Below are 18,592 nucleotides of genomic sequence, written 5' to 3' on the forward strand. Positions count from 1 at the left end.
ATGGACGGCATGCAGGCGCCGATTCCGCCGGATACCGGCGACGGCTGCCACGGCGGCCGGGAGAGAATGGTTGCCGCCGCGACGGCCGCGGGCAAGGGCGAAGTGCTGGAGCGGCTGATTGCGGATTATCCGCGTGGCCCGCATGACCAGCCGCAATCGATGTGCCCGGCCTTCGGCTCCTTGCGGGTGGGCCTGCGGATGCGACGCGTCGCGACCATCCTCTGCGGCTCAGCCTGCTGCGTTTACGGGCTGACCTTTACCTCGCGCTTCTATGGGGCGCGGCGCAGCGTCGGCTATGTGCCGTTCAATTCTGAGACGCTGGTGCGCGGTCAACTCTACGAGGATATCCGCGACGCGGTCTTCGAGACGGCGAAGGCAATCGACTACGACGCTGTCGTTGTCATCAATCTTTGCGTGCCGACTGCCTCCGGCGTGCCGCTGGACCTATTGCCGAAGCAGATCGATGGCGTGCGCATCATCGGCATCGATGTGCCGGGTTTCGGCGTGCCGACCCATGCCGAGGCCAAGGATGTGCTGGCGGGCGCGATGCTGCGCGCCGCCCGCACCGAGATCGAGGCCGGCCCCGTGCAGCGCCCGCGCGGCCCGCGTGGCGACCAGCCGACCGTCGCCCTCATCGGCGAATTGTTTCCGGCCGACCCCATGAGCATCGGCGGCCTGCTGGCGCCGATGGGCCTCGGCGTTGCGCCCAGCACGCCCGCGCGCGAATGGCGCGACCTGTACGGCGCGCTCGATTGCAGTGTGGCGGCGGCGGTGCATCCCTTCTACACGGCGTCGATCCGTGAGTTCGAGGCGGCAGGAAGGCCCGTTGTGGGCTCCGGCCCTGTGGGTGTCGCGGCGACGGATGCCTGGCTGACCGCCGTCGGCCGGGCGGCGGGTCTGCCGGACAGCCGCATCGAAGCGGCGCGCCAGGCCTGCCTGCCGGCGTTGGCCGGCGTGCTCGCGGCCAACCCGATCGACGCGCGCATCACCGTCTCGGGCTATGAGGGGTCCGAACTTCTGGTGGCGCGTCTGCTGATCGAGGCGGGTGCGGAAGTGCCCTATGTCGGCACGGCCTGCCCCCGCACGGCCTGGAATGAGGAAGACCGGGCCTGGCTGATCGCGCACGGGGCGCATGTGCAGTTCCGCGCCTCGCTGGAGCAGGATCTCGCAGCGATGCGTGAAGTGAAGCCCGACCTCGCGATCGGCACCACGCCGGTGGTGCAGAAGGCGAAGGAGAACGGCATTCCTGCCGTGTATTTCACGAATATCATGTCCTCGCGGCCATTGTTCGGCATTCCCGGTGCGGCGGCCCTGGCGAGTTCGATCGCCGCCCAAACCCGTGGGCGGGAGCGCTTCGCCCGCATGGTGAGCTTCTTCGGCAGCACGCCAGACGCTGCGCCCGCGCCGCCGCCCGTCGCGCCCACGGCGATCAACAGCCTCGCCGCGTCGATGGGGACCTGAGCATGTTGGTCATCGATCATGATCGCGCCGGCGGATATTGGGGCGCCGTTTATGTCTTTACCGCTCTGCGCGGCCTGCGCGTCATCATCGACGGTCCGGTCGGCTGCGAAAACCTGCCCGTCACCGCCGTGCTGCATTACACCGATGCGCTTCCGCCGCATGAGTTGCCAGTCTCAGTAACCGGTCTTTCCGAAGACCAGCTGTCACGCGATGGCACCGAGGAATCCATGAAGCAGGCGAACCGCGTCGGTGATCCGCGGATGCCCGGCGTCGTCGTTACCGGCAGCATCGCCGAGATGATCGGTGGCGGTGTCACGCCGGAAGGCTCAGGTCTGCACCGCTTCATTCCGCGCACGATCGATGAGGATCAGTGGCAATGCGCCGATCGTGCGCTGTTCTGGCTGCATAGCCAGTTCGGCCAGAAGAAAGGCATCCGCGTCACCAAGAACAACAAGGAGCCGGCGAAGGCTGCGCCCGCCAAGCCGCTGGTCAATATCATCGGCGCGATCCACGGCACCTTCAACATGCCATCCGACCTCGCCGAGATCCGCCGTCTGGTCGAGGGGATCGGCTGCGAGGTCAACCTCGTCTATCCGATGGGTGCGCATCTTGATGACACACCGAAACTCGTCGATGCCGTCGCCAATATCTGCCTCTACCGCGAATTCGGCCGGATGTTGTGCGAGGAATTGGGCAAGCCCTTCCTGCAGGCGCCGATCGGCCTGTTTGCGACGACAAATTTCCTCCGCACCCTGGGCGAAATCGTCGGTGTCGATCCCGAACCCTTCATTGCACGCGAGAAGCAGGCGACGATCAAGCCGATCTGGGATCTGTGGCGCAGTGTGACGCAGGACTTCTTCGCGACCGCGAGCTTCGCCGTGGTGGCGACGGCCACCTACGAGCACGGACTACGCCAGTTCCTGACTGAGGAATTGGGCATTCCCTGCACTTTCGCCCATGCCCGCGTGGCCGGCGTAAAGCCGGACAATCAGGGCGTGCGCGCGGCGTTGAAGAAGAACCCGCCGGTGGTGCTGTTCGGTTCCAATAACGAGCGTATTTACGCGGTCGAGCTTGGCCTGCGCTCGATCTATATTCCTGCGTCGTTTCCGGGTGCGATTATCCGCCGCGCCACGGGCACGCCCTTCATGGGCTATGCCGGCGCCACTTATATCGTTCAGGAGTTTTGCAACGCCCTGTTCGACATGCTGTTCAACATGCTGCCGCTTGGCCGCGACCTGGATCAGGTCGAGCCGACGCTGGCGCGCGGCGAGGCCGCACCCCCGGTCTGGGAACCGGAGGCGCGGGCCTTGTTCGACGATCATGTTGAGACCGAGCCGTTCCTCATCCGCATTTCAGCCGCCAAGCAGTTGCGAGAGCGGATCGAGAAAGATGCGCGGCGAGACGCGGAACCGTGCGTCACTGCTGCGCGCGTTGCGACCTCGCTGGCTGCGATGGCCATGTCGTGACCAGCGATCAACCGACTTCATGAGGAGACAAAACCATGGCGAGCGATCTTGAAAGGCGGTCGACCCTCTCGGGTCTGACCGAGGGCGAGGCGAAGGAATTCAACCGAATCTTCGTCATCAGCTTCTGCATCTTCGTGGGCATTGCGATCATTGCCCATATCTTGGCTTGGGCGTGGCGTCCCTGGCTGCCGGGCGTGCATGGCTACCAGACCTCCATGTTGCTGGATCATCCGGCAGTGCATGGCCTGGGCGTCTTCGCGACGCATGCCGCCTCTCTCATGCTGACCTGAGGGAGAGCGCCATGCATCGCGTCTGGATACTGTTCGACCCAAGGCGGGCTTTGACGACGCTGTTCGTCTTCCTGCTGATCCTTGCGTTGGTGATTCACTTCATCCTGCTGAGCACCAGCCGCTTCAACTGGCTGGATGGTCCGAATGCAGATCGCTACGGCGGTCCGTCACAGGTCCAGCAAATGACGCCTATGCCATCCACGAAAACACCCTGAATGGGTTCCGTCGGGGGCCGGTGAGAGCCGGTCTTCGACGGAGCGGGGAGACGCCGCCATGGCCATGATGAACTTCGAATACAAATACCGCATACGCGGCGGTACTTTGATAGGCGGGGATCTGTTCGATTTTTGGGTCGGGCCGTTCTACGTCGGCTTTTTTGGCGTCACCACGATCTTCTTTACGATCATCGGCACCGCGCTGATCGTGTATGGCGCCGCGATCGGACCGACCTGGAATGTCTGGCAGATCAATATCCCGCCGCCGGATCTGCGATACGGGCTGGGCTTCGCGCCGCTTAACAGCGGAGGCTTGTGGCAGTGGATCACCTTCTGCGCCATTGGGGCCTTCGTGTCCTGGGATCTCCGCATGATCGAGATCGCGCGAAAGCTCGGCATGGGGCTGCATACGCCCATCGCTTTCGCTTGCGCGATCCTGGCCTACATCACGCTGGAAGTTGTGCGCCCGGTCATGCTCGGCGCCTGGGGCAATGGTTTTCCCTATGGCATCATCTCCCATCTCGATTGGGTCAGCAACGTCGGCTACCAGCACCTCGAATTCCACTACAATCCGGCGCATATGATCGCGGTCACGTTCTTCTTCACCACCACCTTGATCCTGTCGATGCATGGCGGTGTCATCCTCTCGGCCCTCAATCCGGGCGACGACGAGCCGGTGAAACCCTCGGGTTATGAAGACAGTTTCTTCCGCGATCTGATCGTCTATTCAATCGGGCCACTCGGCATTCATCGTCTTGGCTGGTTTTGCGCCATGAATGCCGGCGTCTGGAGCGCCATTTGCATCGTCATCAGCGGGCCCTTGTGGACCCACGGTTGGCCGCAGTGGTGGAACTGGTGGCTTAACCTCCCGATCTGGGGATAGGGTTATGTTCGATTACCGCTCGACCTTCGGCATCCAATACCAGAACATCTTCAACCGCATTCAAGTGCGCGGTCCGGTGGATAAGGGCGCGCCCCTGAAATGGGGTTTGGAGAACCGGATCGGCAAGCCCTTCCACTCCTATCTGATGGGCCTGATCGGCGCAGCCCAGGTTGGACCCTTCTACCTGGGTGGATGTGGCCTCCTGTCCATCGTCTGCGGCTTCATCGCTTTCGAGATCATCGGGCTCAATATGTTGGCCTCGGTGAACTGGGACCCGGTGCAGTTCATCCGGCTGCTGCCCTGGCTGGGGCTGGAGCCACCCGCGCCGTCGTACGGCCTGCATATACCGCCGCTGAACCAGGGTGGCTGGTGGCTCATGGCGGGGTTCTTCCTGACTACGTCGATTATCCTCTGGTGGGTGCGGGTCTATCGCCGCGCCAAGGCGCTCGGCCTTGGCACGCATGTCGCCTGGGCTTTCGCCGCCGCCATCTGGCTTTATCTCGTCTGTGGTTTCTTCCGTCCGCTGCTCATGGGGTCCTGGGGTGAGGGCGTGCCCTTCGGCATTTTCCCGCATCTGGACTGGACGGCCGCGATCTCGATACGCAGCGGCAACCTCTTTTATGACCCGTTCCACATGCTCTCGATCGTCTTCCTTTACGGATCGACGCTGCTCTTCGCGATGCATGGCGGCACCATTCTGGCCACCAGCCGCTACTGGGGTGAGCGCGAACTCGAGCTCGTCACCGATCGCGGCACGGCGGCCGAGCGCGGCGCGATCTTCTGGCGCTGGACCATGGGTTTTAACGCGACCTTCGAATCCATTCACCGCTGGGCCTGGTGGTTCGCGGTGCTCTGCCCGCTGACCGGCGGTATCGGCATCCTGCTGTCAGGCACCGTTGTCGATAATTGGTATCTGTGGGGCGTGAAGCACGGTCTCGCGCCGGTCTACCCCTTGGTCTATGCGCATATCGCCACGCCTCTGACTGATCTCCGTGGTGTGCTCAAATGATGCGGATCCTGTTTGCTCCCTTCCGTCTGGTAGCCTGGCTGCTCACGGGGACGGTCACCTTTGCCCGCACCAGCCCCTACAAGACCGCGGGCGCGGCCCTGGGCATTATTGCTGCGCTCATCGTCTGGGGTCTTGCGAGCACGCTGCAAACGCTGCCCATGGCCAGCGTTCAGCTGGGCTATCGCGGCACCGGCATGATCGAGCAGTACAACCTCGCGGCGAGCAAGGTGAACCTGCCGCTCAATGCGCCGACCGGGGAATATCCAGCGGTCACCCCCGCCGGCACGTCGTCCGCGTCCGTCTACAAGAACATCCAGATACTAAAGACCGTCGATTCCAACGACTTCCTGAGGGTGATGGCGGCGATGGCCCAATGGGTGGCGCCGCAGGTCGGATGCGCCTACTGCCATTCCGTGGCGAATATGGCGTCCGACGCCGTCTATACCAAGAACATCGCCCGCCACATGATTCTGATGACGCAGTATATCAACGAGAACTGGAAGAGCCACGTCGGCGCCGCCGGCGTGACCTGCGGCACCTGTCATCGTGGCCAGGGTGCGCCGCAGAATACCTGGACCTTCCAGCTTCCGCCGGGCGGCCTGCATGGCTATGCCGCGACGGCCACGGGTATGGATTTGCCGGCGGCTGCCGCAGATAACTCGTCACTGCCCTCCGATCCGTTCACACCCTTCCTGTTGAATGCGGCGCCGATCAACGTTCAAGGGAATACGGCGCTTCCGAATAACAACCGGACCTCGATCGCGCAGACCGAGTGGACCTATTCGCTGATGATGCACTTCTCGCATTCGCTGGGGGTCGGCTGCAATTACTGCCATAATAGCCGTGCCTTCTCGATGTGGGACCAGGGCACGCCAAGCCGCTTGACGGCGTGGTATGGAATCGAGATGGTGCGCGACCTGAACAACAACTTCATGGTTCCGATCACGAACCTCTTTCCAGCCGGGCGGCTCGGGCCGATGGGCGACGTCGCCAAGATCAATTGCGCGACCTGTCATCAGGGTGCCTATGCCCCCTATTACGGTGCGCATGTCGTCGCGCTCTACCCTGAACTCACCCACGCCACCAACGGCAACGCGACGACCGCGCAAGCCGCGCCACCGCCCAAATCCTCGCTGTTCCAGCCGGGATCCGATCAGAAGGAGGCGAGCTTGTCCGCTCCGGTGTCGTCCGGACCATTGCTATCCGGGCCATTGCTATCGGCGACCGTCGTCCAGTCGGGAGGTGCCACGCCATGAACAAAAAACGCCTCGGCGGGGGAGCGGCCGTCCTTCTGATGGCGGGCCTGCTCGCCGCCCACGGCTGGGGGGCAACCCAGGTGCCAGTCCAGACGCCGGGGCAGGGGCCATCCCAGCCCGCCTCGACCGATGCCGCCCTGCTCGCAAAGGGCAAATACCTGACGACGATGGGCGACTGCATCGGCTGCCACGTGGCGGATGGCGGTAAAGCCTATGCCGGCGGCCAGTATATGGGCATGCCCTTCGGCCAGATTTCGACGCCGAACATCACCTCCGATGTGGACACGGGCATCGGCAAATATACCGATGCCGACTTTATCCGCCTGATGCGTGGCGGCGTGACGCCAACCGGTCAGAATATCTATCCGGCGATGCCATACCCCTGGTACGCAACCCTGCCGGATGACGATATTCTGGCGATCAAGACCTATCTCTTTTCGCTGCCGCCCATCCATGCACCGCGACTGCCGAGTACGATCTGGTTTCCCTTCAACCTCCGGCCGGCGATCAAGGGCTACAACCTGTTGTTCATCGGGGATCGGTTCCAAACCGATCCGCACCTCACGGCCGAGCAGAATCGCGGCGCCTATATCGTCAACGGCCTCGAACATTGTGGTGAGTGTCACAACCATCGCAACTTCCTCGGCAATACGGCAGTGGCCTTGTCGGTTCTCGGCGCCCCGATCACCCAATGGTATGCGCCCAGCCTGCGTTTCGATCCCATGACCGGGCTCGGCCGCTTCAGCGACAACGACATTGTGCAATACCTGCGGGACGGCCATTCCCCGCAGATGGGCACGGTCGCCGGCCCGATGTCGGAGGTCGTCGATTACAGCACGCATTATCTGAGTGATGCCGATCTGCACGCCATCGTGGCCTATCTTCACGTCCTGCCGCCGACCCCCAGCTATTACGGCTGGAAGCGCCGCCCCTATAATACCGCGCTGGTGGCCGGTCAGCAGGTCTATCTCAGTCACTGCGCCTCCTGCCACCAGACCGACGGTGCTGGTCTGCCGGGCAAGATTCCAGCGCTGGACGGCAATGGCATGGTCACCGCGACCGGGCCGCAGAGCGTGATCCGAGTCATCCTGGGCGGGCTCGATGCGCGCGGCCCCTACGCCCTGATGCCGGGCGTGGGCGCCACCATGACCGATGACCAGATTGTCGCGGTCACCAATTACGTGCGCCAGGGCTGGAGCAACGTGGCGCCGATGAACGCGACGCCGAAGCTCGTGGATATCATCCGCCGCGACACGCATACCTTCACCAATGGTCAGCGGCCGGATGGCTGCCCGACCCTGATGCAGGACCAGCTGCAAACGGTCTTGGCGGACAAAACCAACGGGCTTGAGGATCTGCTCAAGTCCACGACCATGCCGAACCTGCTCAACAACGTGAACGCCATCGTGCAGAAGCTGCACGGCCTGGCGCCCGCCGTTTCGCGCGCCGACGCGGTCAATGGCCTCACCATCGCCTATTGCCCGATCGTCTACGGCGATGACACGATCCCGGCCGACCAGCGCGCCTGGCAGGTGACACATTTCGCCGACCGCCTCTACACGCAGCTCTCCACCAACGGGAGTGATTGATCATGTACTTTTGGTGGATCGTCCTCATCGTCTTGATCTGGGCCTGGCTGACGGGCGGCTCCGTCTATGGCTGGCGGGAACATCGTCTGGGCGGTTGGCTCACCCTCGGCTCCGTTGCCGTCTGGACCGGCCTCGCCGGTCTGGTCGTGCTCTTCGCGCTACCATACTGGAAGGTCGTCTACCTCGTCCTGCTTCAGCCGGGCTGAGCGTCTTCCTTAAGGAGCGTCTCGACCACCTTGGCTGAGGTGAGCACGCCCGGCAGCCCGGCGCCCGGATGGGTGCCGGCGCCGACGAGGTAGAGACCGCGCACCTCTTCGGATGTGTTGTGGAATCTGAACCAGGCCGATTGCATCAGGCGCGGTGAGATTGAAAAGCCGGCGCCATGCCGGCTGCGGTAATCCTGGCGGAAGGTTTCGGGCGTCATCCAGCTCTCCGTCACGATCGCTGCGGACAGCCCCGGCAATTCTCGCGCCTCCATCATCGCGACCAGCCGGTCACGGAGCCGCGGCGCGGCGGTCGCCCAATCGATGCCGGCGCGCAGATTGGGCACTGGGGCCAGAACATAGAAGGCGTCGCAGCCGGGTGGCGCCATGTCGGGGTCCGTGGCCGTCGGCCGGTGCAGATACAGGCTCAGATCCTCCGGCACGTCCGACACACGCCCGAAGATCTCGTCGAGCAATTCCCGGTACCGCTGGCCGAGCAGAATGGTGTGATGGGCCGTCGCTTCGTACCGGCGATTGGTGCCGAAGTAGAAGACGAAAAGGCCCATCGAATAATCGAGCCGATCCAAGGCCCTGTCGGTCCAGCGACGGCGCTTCACGCCCGGCAGAAGATCCGCATAGATCGCCGGTGCGTCTGCATTGGCGATCACGGCTTCGGCGGCAAGGGTTTCCCCCGTTGTTAGCGCAACTCCGGTGATATGCCCATTTTCGTGCAACAGCCGATCCACGTCGGTTTGCAGCCGGATGGTGATGCCCTGCCGCTGCATGAGTGCCGCGAGTGCCGCGACCAAGGCCCCTGTGCCACCCTTTGGGAACCAGACGCCGTGCATCCGTTCCAGATACTGGATCAGGGCATAGAGACCGCTGGTGTGGAAGGGATGTCCGCCAACAAGAAGCGGTTGCAGCGTAAAGACGCGGCGCAGGCTGTCGTCGCGCATATAGCGCTGAACAATGCCATAGACGCTGCGATAGCCGCCGAGCCGTACGATCTGCGGAAAGGCCTTCAGCATCGTGCTGAGTTTGTGGAACGGCTGCGCCCCGTAGCGCTCGTAGCCAACCCGATACAGGTCTGCCGCGTGGTGCTGCATCTTCTCGTAGCCGGGAAGGTCCCGGGGCGAAAACCGCATAACCTCCCCGCGCATCGCAGCGGCATCGCCGGTCAGGTCGAAGTGGCGTCCGTCCACGAACCTGATCCGGTAGAAGGGGGACACGGGCAGGAACGAGACATGGTCGGCCCTGACTTCACCGAAGAGCGTAAAGAGTTCGTCCAAAAGGAACGGCGCGGTGATCACCGTGGGTCCCGCATCGAATACGAACCCGTCATGCCGCACGACACGTCCCCGACCGCCAAGTTGGTCGAGCCTTTCGACAAGTGTGACGTCGTGACCCAGCGCGCGGGCACGCAAAGCGGCCGCGATCCCGCCGAATCCGCCTCCGATGACGATGACACTCACGCCGCGTCCACTCATCCTTGAGTTGCAGGCATTAATGATTTGACATCCCCGTCGGACTTACACAATGATCCAAAAAAATGAAGACCTGAAGGCGTAATCCGCGAGTTTTCGAATTCATTAGTCCGTAACGCCATGCGGGATAACGAACTTGGTGGGTGCTGGGGATGAACAAAAGCTCAGACGGTGAGGTGTGGGAGGTTTCATCGCGCGATCACGCAAGTGATGGCGACGGATGGTGGCCTTTGTTGACTGATAGCCTCCACAAACCGCGCGCCATGGAAAGTACAACCCTCACGGCACTTCTTCTGCTTGCAATCGTGTCAACCAGTGACCGCGAGAATATGCTTCCCGGGACGGGACGTGTGCTCAACCTTGTCTGCGCGCTCCAGCAGGACCGTGACAGCCCGCCCGCTGATGTGGCCGAGCGTGCCTCGGTCATCACGCGCCTCTGCGCGGCCTTGAGTGGTCTGCGTGGAGAGCTTGCGGATGCTGCCAACCCATCACAGGAAGACCGCAGCGGGCGCACCCGCCTTTAGACAGGCCCCGAGTTCCGCGCCGAGCCTGACAGCATCGGCGGCGCTGCCCTCCATTTCCTCGCGACGCAGAAAGCTGCCATCTACCGACGCCAACAGGCCACTCAGCCGGAGACGGTCGCCGGGCAGAAGCTGTCCGAAGGCGCCGATCGGCGTGGAGCAGGAACCATCCAAGGTGCCGAGCATCGAGCGCTCGGCCGTCGCCGCCACGCGCGCCGCGCGGTCGTCAACGATCTTGAGCAGTTCACGCAATTCAGTGGCGTCCTCGCGCGTGGTAATGCCGACGATGCCCTGGCAGGCGGCGGGCAGCATGGTCGTGGGCGACAGTGCGACGGAGGCTTCCGCCTCGAGTCCCAGCCGCCGGAGACCGGCCAGGGCCAGCAGGCTGGCGGCGCAATCGCCATGGCGGACCTTGTCGAGACGCGAATGCACATTGCCGCGCATCATGGTGATCTTGATGTCCGGCCGCGCGTGCAGCAATTGCGCCTGGCGCCGAACGGAACATGTGCCGACGACGGCGCCATACGGAAGACAGGCATAGGGATCATCGTCATCCGGCGCGTCACAGCTATCGTTGAGAATGAGCGCGTCGCGCGCATCCTCGCGCTTCAGCGTGCATGCGAGGACGATGCCGTCCGGCAGGGTGGTTTCCAGGTCCTTGAGACTATGTACCGCCAGATCGATTCGGCGATCGATCAGAGCCTCATGAATCTCTTTCGCGAACAGGCCCTTTCCGCCGATTTCGGCCAGGCGCCGATCCTGCACCGCGTCGCCGGTGGTGCGGATGATATGCTCCTGGAACACATCCATCTGATGCAGCACAGGGCAGACGCGGGCGAGAATCGTCAGGAAACTGCGCGTCTGCGTCAACGCGAGCGGGGACGCCCTGGTCCCGACACGCAGCGGCAGTCGGGGATGGTGGCGGGGGATGACTGACCCCGGCGGCAAAGCGCTGGGCACACGCTTCTGCGCCAGAGCGGCGAGGCGGTCGGGCTGAAGCGCCGCGATATCCATCAACCTTGTCCTTTGATCATGCCGCGGCGCTCCGCGCTGCCATCGAACGGCGCATTCAGCCGAACCATGGCGCGGTTCAGAAGGGCGGCGATGCTCACCCAGACGATGTAGGGCACCAGAAGCACTGCCGCTAACGGGGAGCGCGGATAGAAGTCGAGCATCAGTGCCAGGATCGACATCCACAAAAACGCGACTTCAATTAGCGCCCAATCGGGGCGCCGCAGCTTGAAGAAGAACAGGCTCCACAGAATATTGAAGCCGGCATTGACGGCAAACAGACCGATGACGACTACCTTTTCCTCGTCCGTGGCCGAAGCCCGCCAAATGATGACGGCGGAGGCGCAGGTTAAAACCCCGATCGTGCTCCAGACTGGCCCGAAGGCCCAGTTCGGCGGCCGCCACGGCGGGCTGCGGAGGCTGTGATACCAGGGCCCGATTTCGGTCAGAGCGCCGCCGGCGCCCAGGACGCAGATCGTCGCCACCGCCGCGATGATGATCGTGACGATCACGCCGACAAAATCCCTGTGAGGTGGCCCATGCTCTTGCAGAAGATCCGCAAATGGGTGAGCGGGCGGGCGCGCACAAGCTCCTTGGTCATATAGGCGGCCCAGGTGAGGCGCTGCACGTCCTTGTCGCGGCAGATGGTCACGAACCGTTCCCGCCGACCGTCGCTGGTGTACCAGTAGCGCTGCATGATGCCGAGGACAGCGAAGACCTGGCCATGGCTGCGCATGAAACGGCGCCGCGCGTCGCGCAATGCGCGGGCCTGCCCGGTGGCCAGAAAGGACTCGACCGCTTCGCCGGCCAACTGGCCGCCCAGCATGGCATAGTAGATGCCTTCGCCCGAGGCCGGTGCCACGACACCGGCGGCGTCACCGGCGAGCAGAACGCTCTCTCCGTCATCCCAGCGGCGCAGCGGCTTGAGCGGGATCGGTGCGCCTTCGCGGCGTAGAGTCTCAACGCCGGCGAGACCCCGCGACTCGCGCAGTTCGGTGGTCGCACGGCGCAGCCCAAAACCCTTATTGGCACTGCCCAGGCCGACGCTGGTGGTGGCGCCATGCGGGAAGACCCAGCCGTAGAAATCCGGCGATATTTTGCCGTTGTAATGAACTTCGCAGCGTGCCGGATCGAAGGACCCGTGGGTCGGGGAGCGGACGATCTCGTGATAGGCGTAGACATAGCGCATCTTGTCGGCGCCTTTGACGCCAGCGGCGCGGGCGACGCCCGAACGGGCGCCGTCGGCGCCGATCACCGCGCGGGCGCGCAGGGTGAAGGGCGCGCCATCACTGCCCTTCTCCCGGCATTGCAGGATGACGATGCCATCGGCATCGCGGCTCAGACCCTCGAACAGGCCGGTGCGCAGCTCCGCGCCATCCGCGCCGGCGCGGAGACGCAGCCATTCGTCGAAGGCCTGCCGGTCGACCATGCCGACGAACCCGTTTTCGATCGGCATATCGGCGATCCGGTCGGAGGGCGCGAACATCCGCGCCGAGGTCACGCGGGCTGCGAGCAGATCGTCGGGAATGCCGAAATCCTGGATCAGCCGGGGCGGAATGGCGCCGCCGCAGGGTTTGACGCGGCCACCCCGGTCGAGCAGCAACACGGAGCGGCCGCTTTTGGCGAGGCTCGACGCGGCGGTAGACCCGGCCGGGCCGCCGCCGACGATGACGGTGTCGTAGATCGGCTCGCCCATCATGACGTGGCTCCGAAAACGGGTGACACCGTGGTCATCACGGCGCCAGCGCAAAGGCAGTGACGAGCATGCCGAGCACATAGAGCGTCGTGCCGGTGGCATTGTACCAAGGGGCCCGACCGCGTGGATCGGCGAGCAGCCGAAGCATGAGCACCAGCTGCGCCGCCAGTAGCGCAGCGACGATGCCGGCGTGGATGGGCATCCGCCACACCAGGAGCAGGACCACAATCAAGACCTGCGCCGACGCCATGGTGAGGCAGGCGAGGCGGCAGGCGCGGTCCGGACCCAGGCGGGCGGGCAGGGAGGCGATTCCCATCTGACGATCGCCGACGATCGACTTGAAATCGTTCAGCGTCATGATGCCATGGGCGCCGAGACTATAGATCAGGGCGACCAGGATGACGGAGGCGGAGGGCATTGCCCGCAGGCACACGGCGGCGCCCGCAAACCAGGGCAGCCCTTCGTAGGAGATGCCGACGGCCAGATTGCTCCACCAGCCGTTTCGCTTCAGGCGGATCGGCGGGGCGCTGTAGATCCAGGCCAGCACCAGACCGATCGCCGTTGCGATGATGACGGGCGTGCCGAGCAGGCAGGCGACGGCCGCGGTCAGGATTGTCCAGCCAATGGCAATGCCCAGGCCCCAGTGGCCAGGCACGCGACCGGACGGGATTGGGCGATTGGGCTCGTTAATGGCATCGACATGGCGGTCGTACCAATCATTGACGGCTTGGCTGGTGCCGCAGGCCAGCGGCCCCGACAGCGCCGCACCGATGGCCACGACGCCCCAGCCGCGCGCGCCGGGGCCACCGGCGCAGGCGACGCCGCAGCCGAAGGCCCAGATGGGCGCGAACCACGTAATGGGCTTGAGGAGTTCAAGCAGAGCCGGCGGACTCGGCCAGAGGCGGCGCTCGTCAGGTGGAACCAGACCGATCGTGCCGCCCCGGTCGCTCACGCTCCGGCCTCGTTATCCGGCTCGCCATCGCCCGGGTCGCTCAGGCCGTAGCGCCGGAGCTTCACATAGAGGCTCTGTCGGCTGAGGCCTAGCATCTCGGCGGCGGAGGCCCGGTTGTTGCCGGTCAACTCCAAAGCCGATTCGATGCAGAGACGCTCGATGACGTCGATGGCGTCGCGCACCAGCTCCTTCATCGAAACCCGCCCGATCAGCTCCGTGAGCTGTTCGATCGAGCGGGGCATCGCCCGTACGGGTTGGGCGCGCGCGGTCGTCAGGCGGCGGCCGATGTCGCGGATGACGAAGCCGAAGCATTGCTGCCCGTCCAGCATCACCGCATTGGCCGAGATTTCGACATCGTTCATGCCGCCCATCTCACCGCGGATGCTGGTGGCGAACAGGCGCACGACCCCGCGCTGCTTTAGATTGGCGAGCAGCACATCGGTATCGATGCCGGACTGGCCGATCCAGTTCTCGATCGACCGGCCTTGTGCCAGCGCCAGCGAGCCGAGCTGCGCCATGCCGATGAACGCGGCATTGGCATTCAGGACATCACCGTCTTGACTGGTCAGGACGAAACCGTCTGGCGCCTGTTCGAGCGCCGATAACAGCCGCTGATTCACGTCCGAGGAGCTATTCGCCTTGCTCGCCGTGGCATTGCTCAGGCGCAGTACCAGGACCGCCGACTTCTCCTCCATCAGCATGGTGACGCCAAGCGTCACGCTTGCGTCCGGGTCGGATTTCGCGCCACCCGCTTTGTCGCCGCCTGCCTTGTCGCTGGAGTCGGGATTGAGCCGAACGGCCATGGATTGCGGACCACCGGCCTGCCGCATACCGGCCAGCATACGCTGGGCGGCCGGGCGATCATCAGCGTGCAGCAGATCGACGACCAGGACGCCCAGGCTGCGGCGGCCTTGCTCGATCAGCTTGAGTGCCGCGGGATTGGCTTCAGTGACGCGCATGCTTTGTGCATCCGCCACCATCAGCGGCTCCGGCGCCGTCTGGAACAGGCCGCGATAGCGGGCCTGGGCCTGGCGCAGGCTGGCATAGTCACGCTCCAGCGCCTGCTGCGCATCGACCAGACGCTGCTGCAGGCTGGCGAGGCGGCGCAGGTCGCGCCCGAAGGCGACCACCGAACCATCGCTATTGGCGCGCACGGCCGAGTATTCGATCGCGATATCGGGCCCATCAAGGGCGGCGGGGTGGTTGAGATGGCGCAGAAGCGGCTCGGCATCCTTGAGCGCGCCATCCAGAAGGGCTTCCGCCTTCTGTCGGCTTTCCACCGTCACGGTTTCGGTCCAGCGCTGGCCGGCCCAGGACCCGGCATCCTCGACCGCATCTTCGAGTTCGCTGGTCCGAAAGGCGCAATCCTGGACGATGCCGTCGGGACCGACGATCAGAGCGATATCCGCAGCGGCGGCCAGGACACGTGAGGCCTCCTCGGCGCTGAGCGGGCCGATCGAACCGTTATCCCGGGAAAACCATTTGCTAGCCCTCATCGTGGAATTCTTGCGTTGGCCCGGTTCGGGCGCGGTTTGAGCGAAAAGGTTAGCGGAGCGCACTGGACGGGGACGCTTTTGGCCGACGGAGCTGGTTCAGCAACTCCTCTGCGCGGACGATCGCCACGGCGGCGCTCGCGGCGGTTCCGTCTGCTCCCAAGGTCTCGACAAGGGACGGCGTCGCGAGGATCAGTGCCCCGCCGACCATGATGATGACGTTTCTGTTGTGAGAGGCGCGCCGGACGGCCTTGATGCAGGTATTGGCCCGGTTGATTTGCACATCGGTCGCCATCGAGAAGCCGACGACGTCGTAGTCGATCTTCGACACTAATCCGGCCACGTCGTCTGTGCTTGAGACCTGGACCGTTGATACCTGCCACCCTGCGCTATCGAAACAATTGGCAAGTAACGTCTTGGCAAGATTATGTTGCTCCCCCTCCAGAGTCAACAAGAGCAGGGTTTTACGAGCGACACCGGCGGGCAGCGTGACCCGCCGCGTCATCGGCGCGATGTCATGCGCCATCCGCTGCAGGTGGAACATGCCGATCGTCACTTCCTCGAAGCCGGCTTTGTCCTCGGTCCACAACACGCCGAGATGCCGGGCGGCGTCGGCGATCAGTTCGAGACATCCTGCCTCTGGAGCCTCGCCCTCGGCGATCAGCCGCTCGATGACGGCGGCGATGGCCTCCTCGGGCGTCTCGCCGATCACCACCATGGCCAAGCTGATGGCATCTTCGGCGGTATGGTTTTGGCGGGGCGCGGACGCTTTCGGCGTCCGTGGATCGACGTTGCCGGTGGTAGCCTCGCGAAGCCGATAGGCCGCGACCAGCCGCGGAATAATATCCGTTTCCACCATACGTTCGATGGCCGCCTGCCGCCGTTGCCGCGACCGTTCGTCATACAAAATGCTGACGGTGGTCCGGCAGACGGGTGGCGTGTCGAGTTCGTAGCTCGTTTGCCCATTTGGGCTCGCGCTCGAAACTTCTTGATGATTTAGACCGGGCATCCCTAACCCCCTCAAGATGTAATTATCAGTGCCGACCGGCACCCAAACTGTCAATCTTAATTTACGTCTATAATGCTTGACAGTCGGGGTAGCGGAGTCATAGCGTCCCTCTCGATACGACGCGGTCGGCCAGGTTTGTGACCCATAAACTCTCTTGGACGCAGCGCCTTTCGAGCCCAAGCGATGCGTGGGAAAAGGTCAGGAGCAGCCATGATCACGAGTTTTAGCGAATTCATCAATACTTTTGATAATTCTCCGTGGTCGGCAACGACGGGCCGGTCCTGCGGGACGGTTTTACCGCCTGTGACAAGCCAGGTTTACACACCCGAGCAGCGCCGCCGCCGGGATAGCAGCCCATGGACCACAGTCCAGGGCCTGGTCGCGCCGCTCCAGTTCATCGCCTTCATCGTCAGCACGGGGTTGGTTCTCCGCTTCCTGATCTCCGGCCATGGCTACGGCGCCGCGACCACCTCCGTCGTTGTCAAGACCGGGTTTCTCTACGCGATCATGGTGACCGGCTCGATGTGGGAGAAGGCGGTTTTCGGTCGCTACCTGCTCGCCCGGGCGTTCTTCTGGGAAGACATGTTCAGCTTCGTGGTCATTGCGCTGCACACCGCCTATCTGGTGGCACTGCTGACCAGGGCGCTCAATTCCGAGCAGATGATGCTGCTCGCGCTCACGGCCTTCGCCGCCTATCTGGTCAACGCCGCTCAGTTCGTCCTCAAGCTGCGGGCCGTGCGTCGGGAAGCCCCGGTCGCCGGCTTGGCGATCGCGAAGTGAGCGCCGCCCTCCAATCCGAGTCTGCCGCCGGCGTCACCGCCCCGCCGGTGATCCGCGAGCGTGGCCAGCGCGAGGTCTTTTGCGGCCTCACCGGCATCGTCTGGCTGCATCGCCGCATCCAGGACGCTTTCTTCCTCGTCGTCGGGTCCCGCACCTGTGCCCATCTGCTGCAATCTGCAGCGGGCGTGATGATCTTCGCCGACCCGCGCTTTGCGACCGCGATCATCGAGGAGCGTGACCTCGCCGGGCGCGCGGACATGGATGACGAACTGGACCAGGTTGCGACCCGCCTCTTGGAGCGTCGGCCCGATATCCGCTTGTTGTTCCTGGTGGGGTCCTGCCCCTCGGAGGTCATCAAGCTCGACCTGTCGCGCGCGGCTGCCCGGCTGACACGGCGGTTCCTGCCGCAGACTCGGGTGTTGAGTTATTCCGGCAGCGGCATCGAGACGACCTTTACTCAGGGCGAGGATGCCTGCCTCGCTGCCCTCGTCCCGGAACTGCCGACGAGCGACTTGCCGCAGCTCATGGTCGCGGGTGCGCTTCCCGATGCGGTCGAGGCGGAGTTCGCGAACCTTTTCGCGCAGGCCGGCATCGGGCCGGTGCAATTTCTGCCGCCGCGCAGCGCCATGGCACTGCCGCCCGTGGGGCCAGGCACGGTGCTGATGCTGGCGCAGCCATTCCTGACCGAGACGGCCCGCTTGCTGGAAGCCCGCGGCGCGCGGCTCGTGGTGGCCCCTTTTCCGATCGGCGTCGAAGGCACCCGCCTCTGGCTCCAGGCCGCGTCTGAGGCCATGGGCGGCACGCCGGAGCGGCTTGACGCTGCCATGGCGCCCGGCATCGCGCGGGCCACGACCAGCATTGGCCGCCATCGCGCCATGCTGGAAGGCCGCCGGATCTTCTTCTTTCCCGACTCGCAGTTGGAAGTGCCGCTCGCCCGCTTCCTGTCGCGCGAACTCGGCATGCAGTTGGTCGAAGTCGGCACCCCCTATCTCAATCGCCAACACATGACGGGCGAACTCGCGCTGCTGCCGCCAGAGACCCAGTTGAGCGAAGGCCAAGATGTGGATCGGCAACTCGACCGCTGCTGGGACGCGGCGCCCGATCTCGTCGTTTGCGGACTTGGGCTGGCCAATCCGCTGGAGGCCGGCGGCATGGCGACGAAATGGTCGATCGAGCTGCTGTTCAGCCCGATCCACGGCTTCGAACAGGCGGGCGATCTGGCGGGGCTGTTCACCCGCCCGCTGACCCGCCGAAACCTGCTGAAGGTCTAGGGC

At 64.2% G+C, this 18,592-nt stretch carries 18 protein-coding genes; 11 read left to right on the forward strand and 7 right to left on the reverse strand.

The genetic code is table 11. The features are described 5' to 3' along the window. Genes bchY through QP803_RS04235 form a run of 9 tightly spaced genes read left to right on the forward strand, consistent with a single transcriptional unit; the run spans position 1 to position 8,375 of the window. On the forward strand, positions 1–1,461 hold the full coding sequence (bchY, locus tag QP803_RS04195; protein ID WP_284946443.1) for a chlorophyllide a reductase subunit Y: 1,461 nt from the start codon (positions 1–3) through the stop codon (positions 1,459–1,461). A 2-nt stretch (positions 1,462–1,463) separates the two neighbouring features. Continuing rightward, complete coding sequence (bchZ, locus tag QP803_RS04200; protein ID WP_284946444.1) at positions 1,464–2,927, forward strand: chlorophyllide a reductase subunit Z; 1,464 nt, start codon at positions 1,464–1,466, stop codon at positions 2,925–2,927. A gap of 35 nt (positions 2,928–2,962) precedes the next feature. Next, positions 2,963–3,217, forward strand: coding sequence for a light-harvesting antenna LH1, beta subunit (pufB, locus tag QP803_RS04205; RefSeq protein ID WP_284946445.1), 255 nt, complete (start codon positions 2,963–2,965; stop codon positions 3,215–3,217). An 11-nt stretch (positions 3,218–3,228) separates the two neighbouring features. Further along, entirely contained in the window at positions 3,229–3,432 is a 204-nt protein-coding gene (pufA, locus tag QP803_RS04210) for a light-harvesting antenna LH1, alpha subunit (protein WP_284946446.1), read from the forward strand. Between the two features lie 58 nt (positions 3,433–3,490). Continuing rightward, entirely contained in the window at positions 3,491–4,315 is an 825-nt protein-coding gene (gene pufL / locus QP803_RS04215; protein ID WP_284946447.1) for a photosynthetic reaction center subunit L, read from the forward strand. A gap of 4 nt (positions 4,316–4,319) precedes the next feature. After that, positions 4,320–5,324 (forward strand): photosynthetic reaction center subunit M, encoded by a 1,005-nt coding sequence (pufM, locus tag QP803_RS04220; RefSeq protein WP_284946448.1) that lies wholly within the window; start codon positions 4,320–4,322, stop codon positions 5,322–5,324. Further along, a complete protein-coding gene (gene pufC, locus QP803_RS04225) occupies positions 5,321–6,580 on the forward strand; it encodes a photosynthetic reaction center cytochrome PufC (protein ID WP_284946449.1) in 1,260 nt (419 codons plus the stop codon). The genes pufM and pufC overlap by 4 nt, the downstream gene beginning before the upstream one ends. Further along, on the forward strand, positions 6,577–8,169 hold the full coding sequence (locus QP803_RS04230; protein ID WP_284946450.1) for a c-type cytochrome: 1,593 nt from the start codon (positions 6,577–6,579) through the stop codon (positions 8,167–8,169). The genes pufC and QP803_RS04230 overlap by 4 nt, the downstream gene beginning before the upstream one ends. 2 nt (positions 8,170–8,171) lie before the next feature. Continuing rightward, complete coding sequence (locus tag QP803_RS04235) at positions 8,172–8,375, forward strand: hypothetical protein (RefSeq protein WP_284946451.1); 204 nt, start codon at positions 8,172–8,174, stop codon at positions 8,373–8,375. Here QP803_RS04235 and crtI read toward each other — a convergent pair. The 7 genes from crtI to QP803_RS04270 form a co-directional block, all read right to left on the reverse strand. Next, positions 8,363–9,844, reverse strand: a complete 1,482-nt coding sequence (gene crtI / locus QP803_RS04240; protein ID WP_284946452.1) for a phytoene desaturase family protein — start codon at positions 9,842–9,844, stop codon at positions 8,363–8,365. The genes QP803_RS04235 and crtI overlap by 13 nt on opposite strands. Positions 9,845–10,344: 500 nt before the next feature. Next, positions 10,345–11,391 (reverse strand): hydroxymethylbilane synthase, encoded by a 1,047-nt coding sequence (gene hemC / locus QP803_RS04245; RefSeq protein ID WP_284946453.1) that lies wholly within the window; start codon positions 11,389–11,391, stop codon positions 10,345–10,347. Continuing rightward, positions 11,391–11,900, reverse strand: a complete 510-nt coding sequence (locus tag QP803_RS04250; RefSeq protein ID WP_284946454.1) for a TspO/MBR family protein — start codon at positions 11,898–11,900, stop codon at positions 11,391–11,393. Before QP803_RS04250 ends, hemC begins: the two co-directional genes overlap by 1 nt. Continuing rightward, positions 11,897–13,087, reverse strand: a complete 1,191-nt coding sequence (locus QP803_RS04255) for a geranylgeranyl diphosphate reductase (RefSeq protein ID WP_284946455.1) — start codon at positions 13,085–13,087, stop codon at positions 11,897–11,899. The genes QP803_RS04250 and QP803_RS04255 overlap by 4 nt, the downstream gene beginning before the upstream one ends. Positions 13,088–13,121: 34 nt before the next feature. Further along, positions 13,122–14,036, reverse strand: a complete 915-nt coding sequence (chlG, locus tag QP803_RS04260) for a chlorophyll synthase ChlG (protein WP_350356063.1) — start codon at positions 14,034–14,036, stop codon at positions 13,122–13,124. Beyond that, complete coding sequence (gene ppsR / locus QP803_RS04265) at positions 14,033–15,532, reverse strand: transcriptional regulator PpsR (RefSeq protein ID WP_284946457.1); 1,500 nt, start codon at positions 15,530–15,532, stop codon at positions 14,033–14,035. The genes chlG and ppsR overlap by 4 nt, the downstream gene beginning before the upstream one ends. Positions 15,533–15,581: 49 nt before the next feature. Next, positions 15,582–16,538 (reverse strand): cobalamin B12-binding domain-containing protein, encoded by a 957-nt coding sequence (locus QP803_RS04270; RefSeq protein WP_284946458.1) that lies wholly within the window; start codon positions 16,536–16,538, stop codon positions 15,582–15,584. A gap of 303 nt (positions 16,539–16,841) precedes the next feature. On the opposite strand from QP803_RS04270, the gene bchF reads away from it, so the two are divergent. Together bchF and QP803_RS04280 are read left to right on the forward strand one after the other, a co-directional pair. Then, positions 16,842–17,318, forward strand: coding sequence for a 2-vinyl bacteriochlorophyllide hydratase (gene bchF, locus QP803_RS04275; RefSeq protein ID WP_284946459.1), 477 nt, complete (start codon positions 16,842–16,844; stop codon positions 17,316–17,318). Continuing rightward, positions 17,315–18,589, forward strand: a complete 1,275-nt coding sequence (locus QP803_RS04280; RefSeq protein WP_284946460.1) for a ferredoxin:protochlorophyllide reductase (ATP-dependent) subunit N — start codon at positions 17,315–17,317, stop codon at positions 18,587–18,589. The genes bchF and QP803_RS04280 overlap by 4 nt, the downstream gene beginning before the upstream one ends. Positions 18,590–18,592 lie beyond the last annotated feature (3 nt).

Origin of the sequence: Acidisoma sp. PAMC 29798 (assembly GCF_030252425.1) — a bacterium.
Lineage (GTDB): Bacteria > Pseudomonadota > Alphaproteobacteria > Acetobacterales > Acetobacteraceae > Acidisoma > Acidisoma cladoniae.